Consider the following 15,713-nt stretch of genomic DNA (forward strand, 5'->3'; position numbering starts at 1 on the left):
GACGCTCCTACGCTGAGAGGGCGCAGTCCGGTTGGTCGCAGGGAGGCCGCTGGTCAGCAGCTCGGGACGTGCTGTGCGCGCGCCAAATGGCGTCCATGTCGTATCTCGTCATCGCCGCTCGCATCTTGGAGACCGCTTCGCCCGAGTACTGCGGGTGCTTCACCGACCCGAAGACGAAGACGTGGTGGTAGGGCTCACCTGAGTCCAGGCCCAGGTGCGCGCGCAGTGCGGCAGTGCGTGCTGTCGAGAGCCTGAGCTTGTCGGCCAGCTCCTGTCGGGAGATCGAGTAACGCTTCTGCAGATTGACCTCACGGATCGCCGCAGCGTCCTCGTCGTTGGTGTACGTCATCGGCATCCCGCCGTGCTTGACCATCCGGACCTCGACCTCAAGGCCGGCTCCGCGGACCTCTGCTCCGACCGCTCCAAGCTTCGGGAACACCTGCTCGCGGGTCTTTCCCTCCCGAATTCCCTTCTCGACCCGCTTCACATCCGACTGACTCACTTTCGCGTCGGGGTCGACGTGCGACTCCATCGCGAGAAGCGCGCGCAGTCGCGCTCGCGCAGCGGAACGAGCTCGCCGGCCTGGACGCAGGAGCTCCGCGATCTTCTCGTACTCCCGGTCGACCAGGGTCACGAAGTCCTGCGGAGGCTCGACCGAGATAGGCAACACCCGAAGCGGCAGATGATCGGCGAGCCTGTCCCCGAATGCACGGTGGAGCAGGTCATCGAACAGCGTGACCGCTGCCCTCGTGTGCAGGAACAGCAGCCCCTCCGACACCTCCGTAAACCAGTGCTGCTCGTCATCGCGGAGCGCATCGATCGTTCGGAGAGTGCCCGCCTCATCCTCCGTGACCATCAGGCTCGCCAGCTGCTGGCTCTGCCGGACCGCTGCCTCGAACCCGATGGACCGTCCGAGCTCGATGTCGAAGACCCGGACGCCGCCCTGAGTCAGGGCGGCCTTCAGCAGCATCTCGAACGAGTGCTGCAACCGCAGCAGAATCTCCGTCACGCGACCATCGTCCTGGGGACTGTTGAAGGCCACCATCGCCGCCTTCATCGAGGAAAGCGCCTTGGTCTTCAGAGCACGAGCGTCTTGCTTGAGAATCACGCTCTCAGCTTCGTGCCTACCGAGCAGGGGATCAATCAGAAACGAGTCGCGCAGACCTGCTGCGTGCGGCTAGTCGGCGTTGCCGCGAGTCGTTGCGGGCGAGACGGTACGGAATTTGTTGAGACGAAACCGGCGCTGCGGACGTTACCGAGTGAGAGTGTTCAGACAGGGGGACTGATGATGGCATCCACTCAGGACGATGAGGTGCTCGCGCGCGTTGAGGGGCGCCTCGACGCGCAGATCACCAGAGCGACGAAAGTCGCGCGGCGGCGGCGCACTCTGGGTGTTCTCGTGGGGATCGGGGCCGTCGCTGCGGGCGTTGGGGCCGGTATCAACACGTTCGAAGTCGCCACACCGACGACGGTTCGCGAAGCTGCCGCCTGCTACACGACGGCCGACATCAATGAGCCCGACCTCGCTGTCTCCAGCATTATTGGAGGGCTGCCCGAGGACACGGCTGAACGTGTCGCGATGGCGACGGCGTTGTGTTGGACTGACGAGGCCGTCAGCGCCGTCTGCGTCCGCTCTGACGGCCTCGCCGCCGTGTTCCCGACGGCACGCGACGAGCCGGACGCCGAGTGGTGCGCCCGTCTGGGCCTCGACGCTCTCGAGTCCCGATGACCGGCGAGAGCGCCGCCGCGGACGACGTCGCTCTGCTGAGCGAGCTCGCGGGAGGCTCCCGCGACGCGTTCGGCGTGCTCTACCGCCGGCACGCGCTGGCCGTCTACCGCTACGCCGTTGCGCGCCTGCGGAGCGAGGAGGACGCGGAAGACGTGCTGCAAAGCGTCTTCTTCGCTCTCTGGAGGAAGCGCGCGAGCACGCACTTCGTCGGAACGTCAGCCCTGCCGTGGCTACTCGTTGCGACACGGCTGGAGTGCAACAACGTGCTGCGCGCCGCCATCCGCCTCGTCGCCCGAGAGCAACCCGTCGCCTACGCCGACTACAACTTTTCCCCGGAGCGCTTGGTCGAGGCACGTGCCGTCCTCGAGGACGTCACACGGGCTGTCTCGCGGCTGCCGGAGATCGACCAGCAGATCTTCCGCCTTTGCTTGGTCGAGGACATGACCTACGCCGACGCGGCCGCGCAGCTCGACGTGCAGGTGGGATCGATCCGCAACCGGCTGTCCCGGCTGCGCCGGCTCCTAGGTAACCGTGTCGAAGTTGGCTGAGGGTGTGTCTCGGTCGGACCTCAACCAGCGCGACGCCGCCATCTGACGATCAGGGCTGGCTAAGCGGGCCGCACGTCACTGCTGACGTTTCCCGGCTTTCGAACGGGCTGTCCAGTGGTGGGGGAGGTCCTCGGACGGAGGAGGGTCCGCAACGACGGTCAGTCCGCGGAGGTAGCGGTCGCCGGTTTTGACCAGTGTGATGGTTCGAGGTTTGTAGCCCAGCGGCTCGGGGTGCCAGACGGCGTTCGAGTCGACTTCCCAGAGGTAGAACCATTTCCGGGTGAGCTCGTTCGGGACGCCCACCCAGAGCGGGCCCCGCGGCTTCTTGCGTTCGATGGAGAGCAGGACGCCCGGTTGGAGGAAGGTCGCCAGCATGCCCGAGGTGCTGTCCAGATCGATCGCCGGCGTGCCTGTCGGCGGCCGCGGGGGCCACTCGGGCCGTGTTCGAGAGAAGCGGTGCTCCCAGGTGTCGTAGGGACGCGCGCGACTGATGTCGGTCAGGAGGATCGCGGCATAGCCGTCGAAGAAGCCCCCGGTCGTCATCGGTGTGACAAGCGTCCATTTGCGACCGACTCCGACGACGAACCCTTCAATCGTCTCGTCCCTCTTCGAGCCGCGCCAGATCCGGACGGCCTCGTTCTCCGCCCAAGCTGAGAGCAGCACTTCACGGATCTTCTTCTGCTTCGACACCGGTCTAGTCTCGCGAACCCGAGGGCCTGGCGCGCGTTCCGTATGGGGATCCTGCTCCGGTCGTTCTGACGTCCTCGTGAAGATGCGATGCAGTCGATGAGTCAGGCAACCCGCGTTCTGGGTATGCCTGCGTCAGCCGAAGATGTCTGGCAGCGTGCCGGTGTTGCCCCAGGTGTTCGCCACCAACCCAGTCCTGGCGTCGATGACGAAGATCATCCAGTCGAGCGAGAGCGCCACGCGGCCGTAGCTGTTGGTGATGTCACCTGTGACGCCGACCAGCCAGAGCTCATCTGTGGAGACGCCATTCGGCGTTGGAGGGAGGCTGCTTTCGGCTAGCAGTCCCTCGGGGCCGTACGCCTCTTCCGACGTGGTCTTGATGGCGCGGGTGCTCGTGTCGACCTTGATGGAGGTCTGGTCGCTGAGGGCGATGGCGATCGCAGCATCGGCCGACTCGACGGCGGTCCCTTCAACGGCGGCGGTTGCACTGGTCTCTGGCTCCGGGATGTCAGCGGCGGCTTCGCCGCCCCAGATTGCCTCGAACTCACCGTTCGGCATTGGATCGCCGATGGAGCTGCGCTGTTCGGTCGACGCAGTTGGTGCCGTTGATGCGCTGGTCACTTCAGCCGCAGCCCGTGGCTGAGCTTGAGCGGTGGACATGAGAGCCCCTGCGGCGATGACGCTCGCGAGGAGAGTCGTCGCTCCGAGTGCCAGCTCGGTTCGCTTCATGCCGTCCCCATCCTGAGGGCGCTAGCGGTCCGGACCTACGCCAATCAGCGCCTTCCCCACGTGCCCCTCGAGAAGACTCCCACGATCCGATTGCTGCGGTCTCTGAGATTCGACTCAGATGTGAGCGTGAGGAGGCAAGCGAAGGGATTCGGGTGCCGTCCCGTATGGGGATCGCTAAGTGGGTCACTTTCGATGGAGGGGAACCTTCGTGGCGGTCCCGGACACTTCAGGTATGAGCATCCCCGCAAGCGACGCCGATGAGTGGCGCGCGGCCCGATCTGGAGATGGCGAGGCCTTTGCGCGCGTCTTCGACCGGCACCAGTCCCGCGTCTTCCGCCACAGCCTCGCGCTGGTGCCGAGTATCGATGACGCGCAGGACGTGGTGGGGATCACGTTCCTCGAGGCGTGGCGGAAGCGCGCGAGCGTGCGCTTCGTGAGTGGGTCACTGCTGCCGTGGCTGCTGGTGACCGCGACGCACTCCTCACGGAACGTCTCCCGGTCGGCCCGCCGCTACCGCGCCCTCCTCGAGCGGGTTCCCCGTTCGGAATCACTCGCCGGCCCGGAGGAGCTGCTCGACGAGGGCCCCGCCGTCGCTGCGCTCCGAGACCTTGCACCGCACCATCGCGACGTGATCACCCTGTGCGTGATCGAGGGTTTGAGCGAGGCCGAGGCGGGGGAGGCGCTCGGCGTGCCCCTGGGGACGGTCAAGTCGCGCCTGCACCGCGCCAAAAAGGCTCTCGCTTCCCGCCTCCTGGCACCCTCCCTCCTGACCGGCACGACAGAAACGAGTGGACGACGATGACATCTCCCCGACACGACCAGACCACAGCTCTTCGCCGCCTCCTCGTCGAGACGGTCGAGCAGAGCACCGCACCGCGGCCGGCCCGAGCGCGAGGAGCGCTCCTCACCGGACTCGTCGCCGTCCCCCTCGCCGCAGCCCTCGTGATCGGTGTCGTCGTTCTCGGGCCGGGCGCCGACAGCGCGGAAGCGGCCGAGGTGCTGCGGACCGCAGCTGACACGACCATCACCATCGAGGACCCGGCCGTCGGCCCCGGCCAGTACCTCAAGATCACGACAGAGGCGGCCTACCTCGCCTACGAGGTCGACGCCGACGGTGACTACACCGCCTACCTCTCACCGAGTACTACCGAGGTGTTCATTCCCGCCGACGACGACACCGACTGGGTGCAGCGGGTCACCGCCAAGCCGGCCACGGCGTTCTACGGCGAGGTGTCGCGCGCGGCCGCCGAGCGCGATTGGGCCTTGACCGTGCAGAGCGGAGTCGTGCAGATCACGAAGGATCCCGAGGGAGACTTTGTGCACGCCGCTGAGCTCGGAGGCGAGGTCACCGAGGAGTCGCTGCCGACCGATCCCGGGGAGGCGCTGGCCGCGCTGCGCCGCCTCCCGTGGGGCGATGGGACCGACGCGGGTGCGATGTCGGGCGCGGCGGAGCTACTCCGGTCAGGCACGCTGACCGGTGCCGAGCGCTCTACCCTCTACCGCGCTCTGGCGATGATCCCGGGGATCCGTATCGCGGACGGGAGCGCCGTCCTCGACGGACGGACCGGCATTGCCTTCAGCCTTGATACCGACATGGACGTCCCCGAGATCGTCATCGACCCCGCGACAGGACTCTTCATCGGGGAGCGGACTCTAACCTCTTCCGATCAGGGCGCGATCCCGGCGGGGACCGAGCAGCAGTACACCGCCGTCACGACCCTCGTCGTCGACAGCGCACCCTGAGCCGCACGGCATCTGGGATCCGCAAGGTGCTGATCTTCGCCCGTCGGCAGGCGTCCCGTATGGGGATGGTTGGCCGGGCGCTTCCCTCGCGCGCATGTGCTTCCTGTCGTGTGCTCGTGAGGTGCGGGTGGCTCTAGCGCTTGAGCACCTCGCGCCGGATCATCCGCAGTGCGCCGACCGTGAGGCCCGGCGTGGTGACGGCGGCGATGCTCTGGTGGTACCGGGTGTCGGTGAGCTGGTCGAGGAGCATGCGGGCGAGGTCCTCGCGGGCGCAGAGGCGGCCCTGGATCTCGTCTCGGGCCACCTGGTAGCCGCGGCCGGGTTCGTCGGTCAGTCCGGGTGGTCGCACGATCGTCCAGTCCAGGTCGGTCGCGGACACGATCGCCTCCATGCGGACCATGTCGTCGTAGACGGTGCGGCCGAGGGTGCGTCGCATCAGCGTGAGCGCTGCCTTCCGGGCCGGCCCCTGCTGCTGGTGCGACGGGTGCACTCCGGCCGAGGTCACGACGATCAGCCGTCCTCTCCTGCGCCCGGTCATCGCGGCGACTACCAGAGCTGCGCTCGCGGAGTAGACCTCGACCGGCTTCCTGGTGAAGGAGGCGCCGATGACGCTGATGACGGCATCGGCTCCGGCGACGGCGTGCTGGATGACGGTCGCGTCGGTGGCGTCTCCGGCGATTACCTCGAGGCGGGCATGCTGGATCGGGAAGGCCTCCGGGTGCCGGGTGAGTGCGGAGACGCGGTGCCCTCGTGCGAGCGCCTGACGCACGACCTGACGGCCCGTCGGTCCGTTCGCTCCGAGGACCAGTAGGCGCTCGAGCGCAGGGGACGGTGAGGGCGCCGCGTCCTCGGTCACAGCTGCACGGTGTCGTTGTCGATCGGGTCGCGGTCCGGGTCGCGGGTCACGGCCGCCCGCACGGTCTGAGCGATGTACGCGACGGTGCTGGAGGGGCCCTCCCAGTACTCGGCGGTGTCCGCTGAGACTTTGATGAGCGCGAGTCCGGTGGTCTCCAGGCCGTCGGGGAACCACGCCTGAAGCGGCTTCGCCCACAGCTGCTCGGCCTTCTGCCGGTCGTGGACGATCTCGGCGCGACCCGCGAGGGAGGTCCAGGAGTGGGCGCCGGTGTCGGAGAAGGACACGTTCACCTCCGGGTGGGCGGCGATCTGCTCGGCCTTGGCGGAGTCGTCGTAGGCGAAGAACCACAGGTCGCCGTCGAACTCGGTCTCCTGCAGCGCCATGGGACGGCTGACGTGGCGGCCGTCCTCGGTCATGGTGGTGAGCATGGCCACCTTCGCGTGCTTCACCAGGTCGGCGATGTGGTGCTGGTCGGCGGATGCGGTGTCGGTCATGATGGTCTCCTCATCGAGTAACAGAAATCTGTATCTCAACGGTACAGCGGTGGTAGCCCGGATGGAAGGATGAGTGGATGGGACCTCGAGCGGTATCCGAGGGTGGGAACGACCTCGACGATGTCCTGACCTGGAACGTGGTGCGCGTGGCCCGGTTCGTGGGCAACCGCCTCGCGGACAGGCTGTCCGGACACCGCCTCAATCCCATCCAGTTCGGCGTGCTCGCCTTCCTGGAGCAGGAGGACGAGATGACGTCGGCCGAGATCGCGCGCGCCGTGCTGCTCCGACCGCAGAGCGTCGCTCCGCTCCTCGACGGTCTCGAGGAGCGTGGCCTGATCAGCCGGAGTGGGACGCGCGCCCGGGGTCATCGCAACCCCGTCAGGATGACCACCGAGGGCCAACACGTCCTCGAGGAGGCGTGGGAGATCGCTCTGGCCGCCAATGACCTCAGCGACGCCGCGCTCACAGGCGCCGAGAGCGCCGAGTTGAACCGGCTACTGCTGAAGATCGCCCAATCGTCCTGACATCCATCCGGCGACGGGTGTGGCCAGGGGCGCAGTGACGGCCACCGGTCCTAGCTCGGCCGCCGCTCAGGAGTGTTCTGTTTGGGGATCGTCCTCCGGGTGGTAGAACCACCTACTGCGATCCGGGCATCCGACAGAGCCTCCAGCGCGCTTCGGCCCCTAGGTCCATCGTTATTCCCAGTCGTAGAGGGGAGCGCTGGTCGCGTATTCGCGGAGCCTTGCGATCTTTCCGTCGCGGACGGTCGCGAGCGTCGATCCGTCGAAGGCGTGGTCCGCTCCGTCCCAGTGGCACTCGAATAGCCACTCGACCGCGATGCGGTCGCCGGCTGTGAATTCGTTGGTGATGGTCCACCCGAGTACGCGTCCGCCGGCCGCCAGCCAGGACTCGGCCCAGCGGAGGACCGTCGGAGCGCCTCGGTACACAGGGCCGTAGCTCTCGATGACGACGACGTCGGGGGTGACCGTCGCGACGATCGCGGCAGGGTCGTTCTGCTTCCAGGCGTCGATGTAGTCGGAAAGGGCGCTCATGACCTCGACGCTATCGAGCGAGGGGCGATGGTGAGCGGTGAACCATCCCGTTTGAGGATGGTCAACCGGACGAGCTCGGAGCAGGTTGTGATGGCGGGGGTTGGCCGGACGTGTCGCGTGGTGTGGGAGCAGGATGAAGGCCAGCAGTGCGGTGAGCGCGTAGGTGCCGGCTTGGATTTCGAGCAGGGGCAGTGTGCCGAGCGGTTCCTGCAGGAGCCCCGCGGCCGTGATCCCGATCGCCTGACCGATCGCCTGGCCGAGGCCGAGTGCGGCGAAGGCGCTTCCCCGGTGTGCACCGTGCGTGGCCTGTTGCAGGAGGCTGGTCAGTCCCGCGCCCATGAAGACCGCGGGAACCCCGATCGTGGCGAAGAGCATCGCGTAGAGCGGTACGGCGTGGGTGACGAAGGACGCGTTCCAGCAGAGCACGGTGATGACCGTGAACGTGCTCGCGCCGATGAGCGCGAGCCGTAAGGCGTCGATCTTGGCCCCGAGGACGCCGAGTGCGAGCCCGGCGCCGATTGCTCCGATCGCCTGCACGCCGCGGAGGAGGCCGACGTCGGCTGCGTTCCCGCGGATCACGTCGGTCACGAAGAAGACGAACAGGACGAGGAAGAGTCCTTGGGCGACCGACGCGACGGTGTTCACCAGGATGAGGTGCCGCGTTGGCTGGTCGGCGAGGGCGTGGAGGACGCCACTGGGCTTCGGCGTGCCGGGGTGCTTGCTGGGATACCCCCCAGGATTGGTTCGGCGTTCGCGGGGCAGGCTGAGGACGAGGGCAGCCGCGACGACGTAGGAGGCCACGTCCATGAGAGCGATGGCGCTCAACGAGCCGACCGCGAGGAGTACACCGCCGAGCGGGCCGCCGACGATCCGCCCGAGGTCGTTGTTCAGCCCGACGAGCGCGTTCGCCGAGTTCGCGCGCTCGAGTCCGACGAGCGTCGGCAGGAGCGCGTTCTTCGCCGGCAGGAAGAAGGCGCCGAACGATGCCTGCGCCACGATGACCCCGTAGATGACCGGCAGGTCCGACGCGGTGTGCACGAGGAGCAACGGCAGCAGCGTCAGCGCCTGTCCGACCATCGCCACGACCATCACGAGACGGTGCGACAGCCGGTCCGTGATCCGTGCAACGACCGGGGCGAGTAGCACCGGTGGGGCGAGCTCGAGGAGGAATGCGATCGACGTCCCGACGGCGGAACCGGTGAGTTGGAGGACGACCAGCGGCAGAGCGATGAACATCAACCAGTCGCCGGTGTCCGACACAAGCCCGGCGAGCCAGAGCCGCCGGAAGGCGGGTACGGCCATCGCTGAGGCCCTGAACCCGGGACGGGTGGTCGTGGTCGTCACCGGTCCGGTCCGAATTCGAACCGCGGGAACGCACTGAGCGACAGGTGCACGTGTTCGGCTTCGGCGGGTGCGTCGTTCCGGGTCGCCTGGATGTACGGGCGGACGACTGCGTCAATCTGTTGAACGACCTGGGCCAGCTCGGCCGGCGAGAGAACGAGGCCATAGGAGGCGTGCAGGTCCACTGCCCGCCACTCCGGCGGTGCCGCGTCGCGGCCGCGGAGGTACTCGCGGAGCAAGTGGTGGTCGAGCTCGACCGAAGCAGCCAGCATCCGGTCGAGGCCAGCTAGGTCGGCCGGGTCGACGTCGTCCGTGGTGAACCCGGTGATGTTCGTGCGCCAAGGTCGAGACCGGCCATCGCCCGAGGGATCCGGCTCGACCAACCCATGGGAAGCCAACACGCGGAGGTGGTAGCTGCAGTTCGACGGAGTGTCCCCAACCGCGCGGGCACACTGCGAGGCCGTCGCTGGCCCCGAAGAGGCGAGGTATCCGAGGACGTCGAGACGCACCGGGTGAGATAACGCGTCGAGGACCCCGGGGTCAGCAAGGTTCGGACGATGTTCCTGCACGGCGACTCCCTTGATCTGAAACGGTCTTTCAGATCGTAGGGCGCTGCGGAACGATCTGCAAATGTCTTTCAGATCGCCGGACACTGCGCCAGCTCGGTGGAGTCCCGTTAGCCGATCCCCTACCGGACGCCCGCTAGACCATCGATCACCGGGTCGTCACGCGGTGCGGCCGAGCATCGCAGCGGACGTTACGGCGCAGTTCTGCGGGCGACGCGCTCGATCGTGTCTTCAGAGCATGGCGGCCTACCGAGGCGACTGTTTTAGAGGACTTGTCCGTCACCTATGGCTTTGGGGCCTTCAACGATAGTGAAGGCAGCTCCGGCGCTGAGGGAGCTGTAGTCGATGTCGTACAGAAGCTGAAGGGTCACTTCGCTCGTCTCGCCGGGATCGACTTCAGTAGCCTCGCTGCTGCGCACGATCACGCCGAGATGCGTTCCGTCGCCGCCGACGACGACGACATGAGGTCGATACCTTCCGTCGAGAACGATGGGCGCCTTTCGGCCGCCGTCGCTGGTTGGACGGAGACGGATCCTCGCGCGAACCGTTCTCGCGTCTGATTGCGGTTGTGTCACCGGCTGACCACTCTGCCTACTGTTCGATGCATGGACTGATCATCGCAGCCGCGCCTCGCGTCCCGGATAGGGATCGCTCTCCGCGTGTAGCGGGAGCCTAGCGCCCGCAGCGCGAGGCTCCTCTGACCCGGCCCGGCTCGAACGGGCTGCCACCCTCACCGTGCTGCGGGCAGGACACCCCCTTACTGGATTAGGGGTGCCTTGGTCGGGCGCATTCGACGGTAGCGCGGCGCGAGCCTCGGAGGGCTAGTGCGTCGATGCTTCGGGCGTCCGATGAGGGGTCGTCGTCTGGCCGCCGAAGACGGCGTCTCGGCGTGTGTCGTTCCTTGCGGTCGCCTGCACGAATCGTCGGGCCACCGCGCCACTCGTGCAGACGACCGTGAGCATTGAGATGTTCAAGGTCCCCTGCACACGCGACGCGGGCGCCGCGGAACCGTTCCGTAAGCGGATCGTTGACCGGACGGTGCAGCTAGCGGTGGTCCTAACGGGTCGGGGTCTGGACGTTTGGGTGAGATTTGGAGACGCTCGTCGGGGTGACGGGTGCCCACTCAGTGTCTAGCGGATGTAGGTGCCCGGGATACCGAGCTCTTCGATGTCGCCTGGGCCGGATGCCATGAAGGCGCCCGTCGGTCCGTCGAAGACGGCGGTGTAGACGTCCCAAACAACGGGCGAAGCGCCTGGGAGGCTTCCGTAGTTCTGCATGCGTCCGTGCACGCTGAGAACCCACATGGGCCGGTCAGCGGCAATCCGCGCGTCCTCTCCGAGACGTGGCGAGTACTTAGTCACATCGCCATACGCGAGGCTCGCGGCATAGACAGGAGCATCAGCTTCCACTCCGTCGCCATCGAGACCATTCGCGGCGCTTGCCCGAGCAAGAAGCGACTCCACGGGGACGAGCGGCTCGGACGCGTCGTACGGCTGAAGCGCAGGAAGGTTCTCGACGCGGTCGGCGTCAGCGGCGGTAGCGATTGTCTCCGCCGGAATCTGCGCCGACGGCGACATCGAGGAGACAGGGTCGACGCGTGCTTCGCTTGTTCCAGCGCATCCTGTGACCAGAAGAACTACCGCCACCCCGGCGCCGAGCGTCGCACGTCCGCGATGGAACATCATGATCGAACAATAGGCGATCGCCTCTCAGCTGAGCAGGGTTTCTCGCTCACATGCGTCGGACCGATCGGGACGGGCGCCACAGCGCACCGGTGAACGATCGCTCACTGGGCGGCCGAGCCGACGCGCGTGCTCCTCCTGGCCGCGCTCTGCCTAGCGGCCGAGCGCAGGGCCACACCGGCGGCTCCAGTTCGGCGGGCACGGTAACTAGGGGTAGCCGAAGTAACGTTCCTGCCAGTCCGGCGGGTTGGCGGGCGAAGGCCCGTCGTATCGCGCCCATAGCAATTCTTCGGGCGCGACCGTGAAATCGAGGGCGTCGAGAGCGGAGGCTATCGCAGCGACGTCCTCTGATTCGACCAGCGCATCAAACTCCTCCCGCGAGTACGCGCCCGGTGCCTCGAGGGCGATGAAGCAGAGGTCCCCGTGCTGGCTGATGGCAATGACGAGGTTCGCCGTCGTGCGCGTGGCTGCACCGCCCACTGTCACCTGAGTGAACGTTGCGGAGTCCTGCCAACCCCAAGGATCGTCTACCGACACCGCGCCGGGAAAGCTCTTCTCGAGGAGCGCTGCAAACCCGTCCACCTTCGCGGCCAGTCGTGGTCCGTCGAAATCGGTCGGCTGCTCGAGAGCCGCAGGGTCATCCATCTCGCGCAACCGACGCTCAAGCGCCACGCCTTCCAGCCACATGCTCGAAGTGTCCTCCATGCCGACCGGTTCCGAGCCGTTCGCGAGTCGAGGTGACGCAGCGACGTCGACCGCCCTCCGCGCCCGGCGGACGCCCGGTCATGTGCGCGCGGTCCCAAGCGGTACACGCGACGCCGTTGGCTACTCCGTTAGAGGATCCTCAAGCAACTGGATCCCGCCTCGCGTCACCCTGTCGATGGGCTCACGTCGAACAGGAACACTGAGTTGAAGCGGAACTCTGTCACCGGGCTGTTCTCCCACGCTTGCCCGGCGTAGCTCAGCAGTCGGCGGAAGGTCGCTCGTTCCAGCGGCTCGTCGGCGAGGATGAACCCGGCATGCTCGATGACGGTCAAGTAGGAGAAGGCCTGGAACCAGGACAGGTCGCGGATGTACTCGTGAAAGGCCGGCCAGTTCTCCACTGTGGTCGGGAACGAGAAGTGACGGCCGTATACGTCCCAGAGTTCGTCCGCCGTCCGCATCGCCCGCGCGTCGAGGCGGACGAGACCGCCGTCGTCCTCTGCCGAGTCGATCGCGGTATCGAGGTCGGAGCTTGACCCGAGGGCATCGAACACCCAGGGCCGCCCTGTGAATGCTGGCACGACACGGATGATCCTCTTCTGCCGGGAGCGCCGCATGCCGGACAACTGCAACCGGCATATGCCGTCCCGTATAACCATCGTTCAGTGCTTCGGTTTCTACAGGGCACGGCCGGCCTGCCCGATAGACGGAGGACTCCGCCCTGGCTTGCGTCAGGAGGCGTCGCTGTCGCTGGTCGAGGTGTTGATCGAGTCGAGAGTGACAACCATGACCGGCTGCATCGACCGCGCTTGAACTGCTCGCGCGTCTTCCACTGCGCTGCGGACAAGCGTGAAGTGGACAGACCCTGATGCGAAGTCGGCTTCCGGATCGACAGAGATTGGCGACGACTGAAGCGACAGGACGGCTTGAACAGCACGGCCCGAGGAGAGTCGAACCATTCGGGGGAGCAGGCCGTCGATCAGGAACAGTCCTCGTGCGACCACCTGCTCCCGCCACGACGCGTCGGTAGCCGGAGGGTTCGCGCGCAAGTGGATGCTGTTCACCCACCACTCCACTCCCCAAGCATCGGACGGCGGCGCCGTCCGGTGGCGAGAGACGGCGTGAGCCCGAAGGACAACCGAGTCACCTGAACGAGTGAATCCACTTTCGACGAGCGGTCGGAGCGCGGGATCGTCGTCGACCGCCGTGACCGTCCACGGCACGCTCAATCGCATGTCGTCGTTCAACCAGCGCTCCACGGCTCAACTCTGGCATGCAGTGACGTTGCACATCGTCCCGTGAGAGGCAGGTTCACCGATCGCTCCGCTGCGATTCTCGGAACCTGTTCCGGTTGTCAGTTGCTGTCGGGTGGTGAACCGGGAAGTCCTGGCGCCGGTAGCCAGTCCGAAAATCTCGCTTGCAGGTCTTCCTGCTGTCGCTTGTCCTTGAGGAAGACGTCGGCACCTCCGTCGTAGGGGGCGAAGAGCCAGCTCGCGGTGGCGTCGGTGGCGGCGACGTGCGCCTCCTCGTTCGAGACGGCGCGGAACAGTGGCTCGAGTTCTTCGGGTCGGTGTGGCCCGAAGCTGATCCTCAGAGCTGGGAGATCGTAGAGGTCCTCGTCGTGCACGGAGCTTCTCCAGTGGACGGCATCGGGAAGAAGAGCTTCGATCCACGGAGTCCGGGCGAGGTTGTCTCGATCCCATTCCTGCGCGATGACGAGCAGAGGGGCTGCAGAATCGCCCGCGACCTCGGCCAGCAAGGTGACGTAGCGATCGAGAACCGTCTGCATCTCCTCCAGGCTCTCGGGATACTGCTTCGACTTCGGCAGGGTGTGAAATCTGCTCCACCGGTCGGCCCCGGAGCCGAGCGAGCGCATGTGCCATCCGATCGGCGCCACGTCATCGCCCCACTCGGCTCGCCAGCGTTTGTCGAAGGCCCTGACTTGTGAGTTCACGCGGTGATCGTCGCACGATTCTGTCGGGGAGAGCCGGCGTACCGGCCGTCCCGTATGGGGATCGTTGACCGGTCAGCCATCGGTCTTCTGAGGTATCGGACGAGCGGTCGGGTGGATCGATGGGGTGGGGTCGTATGGCGGAATCGTGTCCCGAGGGAAGTCGAGGGAGGCCAACCCTAGGAGGGTGATCATCGCCACAAGAGCGCAGGCACCAGTGATGAGCGCCGCGAGCGGTAGCCGCTCAAGGGTGCGCATGGCACGAGGTTATGGCACGAGGTGAGCGGCTTAGGCCGTTCCGGGCGCATCCCGTATGGGGATCGTGCACCGGTTGGGGGCGTCCGGTAGGGGGTCCTTGACCGGTCGCCAGCGGTGGAGAGGCTTGGCAGCGCCATTATGGGGGTCGTGGTGTTCCGTTTGACCCGTCCGATGAACAGTCCGGTGAGGGGGCGTCAAACGAGACGCGGCAGGACGGTGTGGTCTGACCGTACAAGCTTGTTGTCCGTCGTTCGGATGACGCCGCGTCACGCGCTGGTCGCTACGGTCAGACGTCGGTGTCGAGGAAGAGAGTTGTGGTGGGCGGGTTCCGGGTGCGGGCGATTGCGTTGGTTCTCGGGTTGGCCGGTGCGGCTTTCCTGGTGGTGGCGTTGTTCCTGTGGGCGGTGTCGCAGCTTCCGACGCTCTCTTCCGGGCTCGTGCCGCTTGGTTCTGCGCTTGTCGTCGTCCCGGGTGTCATCGGGACCATCGCTTGCGTGGCGGCTTTCCTTCTCCTTGCTCTCTCACGAGGAAGACGTTCGGTGTCTGCGGGTATCGCTGGCGCTGCGCCGTCCTCGGCGCCGGTGAGTTCGTCCGTTGCGTCCTCGACGGGCACGGCCGAGAGCGTCGCCTCGTGAGCGCCGGAACGATCCTCTTAGTGGACCGCGTGCGGAGCCTCACCGACGCGATCCTCGATCGTGCCCGTGAGACCAATCCCGACGTCGGGCTCACGATCCTCGTCGGGGGAGAAGCGGCCGATCTGCTCAGGAGTGACGAGGAGATGTCGGAGACCTGCGCCGGCACTACGCGCCTATACCGGGGCGTTGCCGTGGCGGTGGTGTCGACTCTGCCGTCATGGCTCGTGATGGCGGTCCCCGTCATTTCGGCTCTCGCACCTGATGTGATGAACCCGGCGAGCTTCTATGGCGACCTGCGCAGCAACACCTTCACAAACGTCCTTCCGTCGCGGCTCTAACGCGAGCACACGGCGCGCTGTTGCGTCTCGTATCGTTAGCGTTACGAGACGTCTCATCCTCGGTGATCGACACGCTCAGTCTGGCGCGGCATCGTGCAGGCGCTCAGTTCTTGCGACTACGTCGCGTAACCGCAGCCGGCACGGCCGGCGCGAAGCATCGGTTGTGAGACACGGGGTGTTGTGACGCTGTTGCTCGGGTACCTGTCTCTGGGTCATCGGGTGTCAGTGGTTGTCCTGGCGCCGATCGTCGGTGCTGCGATTGCGGGTGCCAGTGCAAAGCTGCTGAAGCGCCGCTGGCGGCATACCGGACGTGGGGGCGACGACGTATAGCCCTCATTGGGGGGCAGCGACTACCGTCGGGCGCTTCGGGAAGCAGAGATGATCCTCTGAGTGCAGCCGGTA

At 66.5% G+C, this 15,713-nt stretch carries 19 protein-coding genes; 6 read left to right on the forward strand and 13 right to left on the reverse strand.

The window, feature by feature from the left end; translation table 11 throughout:
* Positions 1-7 precede the first annotated feature (7 nt).
* Positions 8-1,108 carry a hypothetical protein gene (locus tag MT353_RS16235; RefSeq protein WP_243625291.1) on the reverse strand — a complete coding sequence of 367 codons (1,101 nt, stop codon included), beginning with the start codon at positions 1,106-1,108 and terminating at the stop codon, positions 8-10.
* 177 nt (positions 1,109-1,285) lie between these two features.
* Between MT353_RS16235 and MT353_RS16240 the strand changes: the two genes are divergently transcribed.
* Positions 1,286-1,729, forward strand: a complete 444-nt coding sequence (locus tag MT353_RS16240) for a hypothetical protein (protein ID WP_243625292.1) — start codon at positions 1,286-1,288, stop codon at positions 1,727-1,729.
* Positions 1,726-2,277 carry an RNA polymerase sigma factor gene (locus MT353_RS16245; RefSeq protein WP_243625293.1) on the forward strand — a complete coding sequence of 184 codons (552 nt, stop codon included), beginning with the start codon at positions 1,726-1,728 and terminating at the stop codon, positions 2,275-2,277. Before MT353_RS16240 ends, MT353_RS16245 begins: the two co-directional genes overlap by 4 nt.
* A gap of 75 nt (positions 2,278-2,352) precedes the next feature.
* Here the strand turns inward: MT353_RS16245 and MT353_RS16250 are convergent, their stop codons facing one another.
* A complete protein-coding gene (locus MT353_RS16250) occupies positions 2,353-2,967 on the reverse strand; it encodes a hypothetical protein (protein WP_243625294.1) in 615 nt (204 codons plus the stop codon).
* 132 nt (positions 2,968-3,099) lie between these two features.
* Positions 3,100-3,693 (reverse strand): hypothetical protein, encoded by a 594-nt coding sequence (locus MT353_RS16255; RefSeq protein WP_243625295.1) that lies wholly within the window; start codon positions 3,691-3,693, stop codon positions 3,100-3,102.
* Positions 3,694-3,901: 208 nt separating this feature from the next.
* On the opposite strand from MT353_RS16255, the gene MT353_RS16260 reads away from it, so the two are divergent.
* Positions 3,902-4,495 carry an RNA polymerase sigma factor gene (locus MT353_RS16260; protein WP_243625296.1) on the forward strand — a complete coding sequence of 198 codons (594 nt, stop codon included), beginning with the start codon at positions 3,902-3,904 and terminating at the stop codon, positions 4,493-4,495.
* Positions 4,492-5,436, forward strand: coding sequence for a CU044_5270 family protein (locus MT353_RS16265; protein WP_243625297.1), 945 nt, complete (start codon positions 4,492-4,494; stop codon positions 5,434-5,436). Before MT353_RS16260 ends, MT353_RS16265 begins: the two co-directional genes overlap by 4 nt.
* Before the next feature lie 133 nt (positions 5,437-5,569).
* On the opposite strand, the gene MT353_RS16270 is transcribed toward MT353_RS16265, so the two are convergent.
* Together MT353_RS16270 and MT353_RS16275 are read right to left on the reverse strand one after the other, a co-directional pair.
* Positions 5,570-6,292, reverse strand: coding sequence for an NAD(P)-dependent oxidoreductase (locus tag MT353_RS16270; RefSeq protein ID WP_243625298.1), 723 nt, complete (start codon positions 6,290-6,292; stop codon positions 5,570-5,572).
* The gene (locus MT353_RS16275) at positions 6,289-6,786 is read right to left on the reverse strand and encodes a pyridoxamine 5'-phosphate oxidase family protein (RefSeq protein ID WP_243625299.1); all 498 of its coding nucleotides are present in this window, start codon (positions 6,784-6,786) and stop codon (positions 6,289-6,291) included. The genes MT353_RS16270 and MT353_RS16275 overlap by 4 nt, the downstream gene beginning before the upstream one ends.
* Positions 6,787-6,863: 77 nt before the next feature.
* Here MT353_RS16275 and MT353_RS16280 point away from each other — a divergent pair, with 77 nt between their 5' ends.
* Positions 6,864-7,310 carry a MarR family winged helix-turn-helix transcriptional regulator gene (locus tag MT353_RS16280; RefSeq protein ID WP_243625300.1) on the forward strand — a complete coding sequence of 149 codons (447 nt, stop codon included), beginning with the start codon at positions 6,864-6,866 and terminating at the stop codon, positions 7,308-7,310.
* A 171-nt stretch (positions 7,311-7,481) separates the two neighbouring features.
* Here MT353_RS16280 and MT353_RS16285 read toward each other — a convergent pair whose 3' ends face one another.
* The 8 genes from MT353_RS16285 to MT353_RS16320 form a co-directional block, all read right to left on the reverse strand.
* Positions 7,482-9,182 (reverse strand): MFS transporter, encoded by a 1,701-nt coding sequence (locus MT353_RS16285; RefSeq protein WP_243625301.1) that lies wholly within the window; start codon positions 9,180-9,182, stop codon positions 7,482-7,484.
* Entirely contained in the window at positions 9,179-9,832 is a 654-nt protein-coding gene (locus MT353_RS21680; protein WP_308197532.1) for a helix-turn-helix domain-containing protein, read from the reverse strand. The genes MT353_RS16285 and MT353_RS21680 overlap by 4 nt, the downstream gene beginning before the upstream one ends.
* Before the next feature lie 1,043 nt (positions 9,833-10,875).
* Complete coding sequence (locus tag MT353_RS16295) at positions 10,876-11,430, reverse strand: hypothetical protein (RefSeq protein ID WP_243625303.1); 555 nt, start codon at positions 11,428-11,430, stop codon at positions 10,876-10,878.
* 204 nt (positions 11,431-11,634) lie between these two features.
* Positions 11,635-12,114: a hypothetical protein gene (locus MT353_RS16300; protein WP_243625304.1), complete on the reverse strand. Its 480-nt coding sequence runs from the start codon at positions 12,112-12,114 to the stop codon at positions 11,635-11,637.
* 182 nt (positions 12,115-12,296) lie between these two features.
* Positions 12,297-12,788 (reverse strand): barstar family protein, encoded by a 492-nt coding sequence (locus MT353_RS16305; RefSeq protein WP_243625305.1) that lies wholly within the window; start codon positions 12,786-12,788, stop codon positions 12,297-12,299.
* Between the two features lie 72 nt (positions 12,789-12,860).
* Positions 12,861-13,193, reverse strand: coding sequence for a hypothetical protein (locus MT353_RS16310; protein ID WP_243625306.1), 333 nt, complete (start codon positions 13,191-13,193; stop codon positions 12,861-12,863).
* Between the two features lie 290 nt (positions 13,194-13,483).
* Entirely contained in the window at positions 13,484-14,083 is a 600-nt protein-coding gene (locus MT353_RS16315; RefSeq protein WP_243625307.1) for a hypothetical protein, read from the reverse strand.
* Between the two features lie 541 nt (positions 14,084-14,624).
* Positions 14,625-14,951, reverse strand: a complete 327-nt coding sequence (locus MT353_RS16320; protein WP_243625308.1) for a hypothetical protein — start codon at positions 14,949-14,951, stop codon at positions 14,625-14,627.
* Between the two features lie 18 nt (positions 14,952-14,969).
* Here MT353_RS16320 and MT353_RS16325 point away from each other — a divergent pair, with 18 nt between their 5' ends.
* Positions 14,970-15,311: a hypothetical protein gene (locus MT353_RS16325; RefSeq protein WP_243625309.1), complete on the forward strand. Its 342-nt coding sequence runs from the start codon at positions 14,970-14,972 to the stop codon at positions 15,309-15,311.
* Positions 15,312-15,713: the final 402 nt, after the last annotated feature.

The sequence above is a fragment of the Rathayibacter sp. VKM Ac-2927 genome, assembly GCF_022815525.1.
GTDB lineage: Bacteria > Actinomycetota > Actinomycetes > Actinomycetales > Microbacteriaceae > Rathayibacter > Rathayibacter festucae.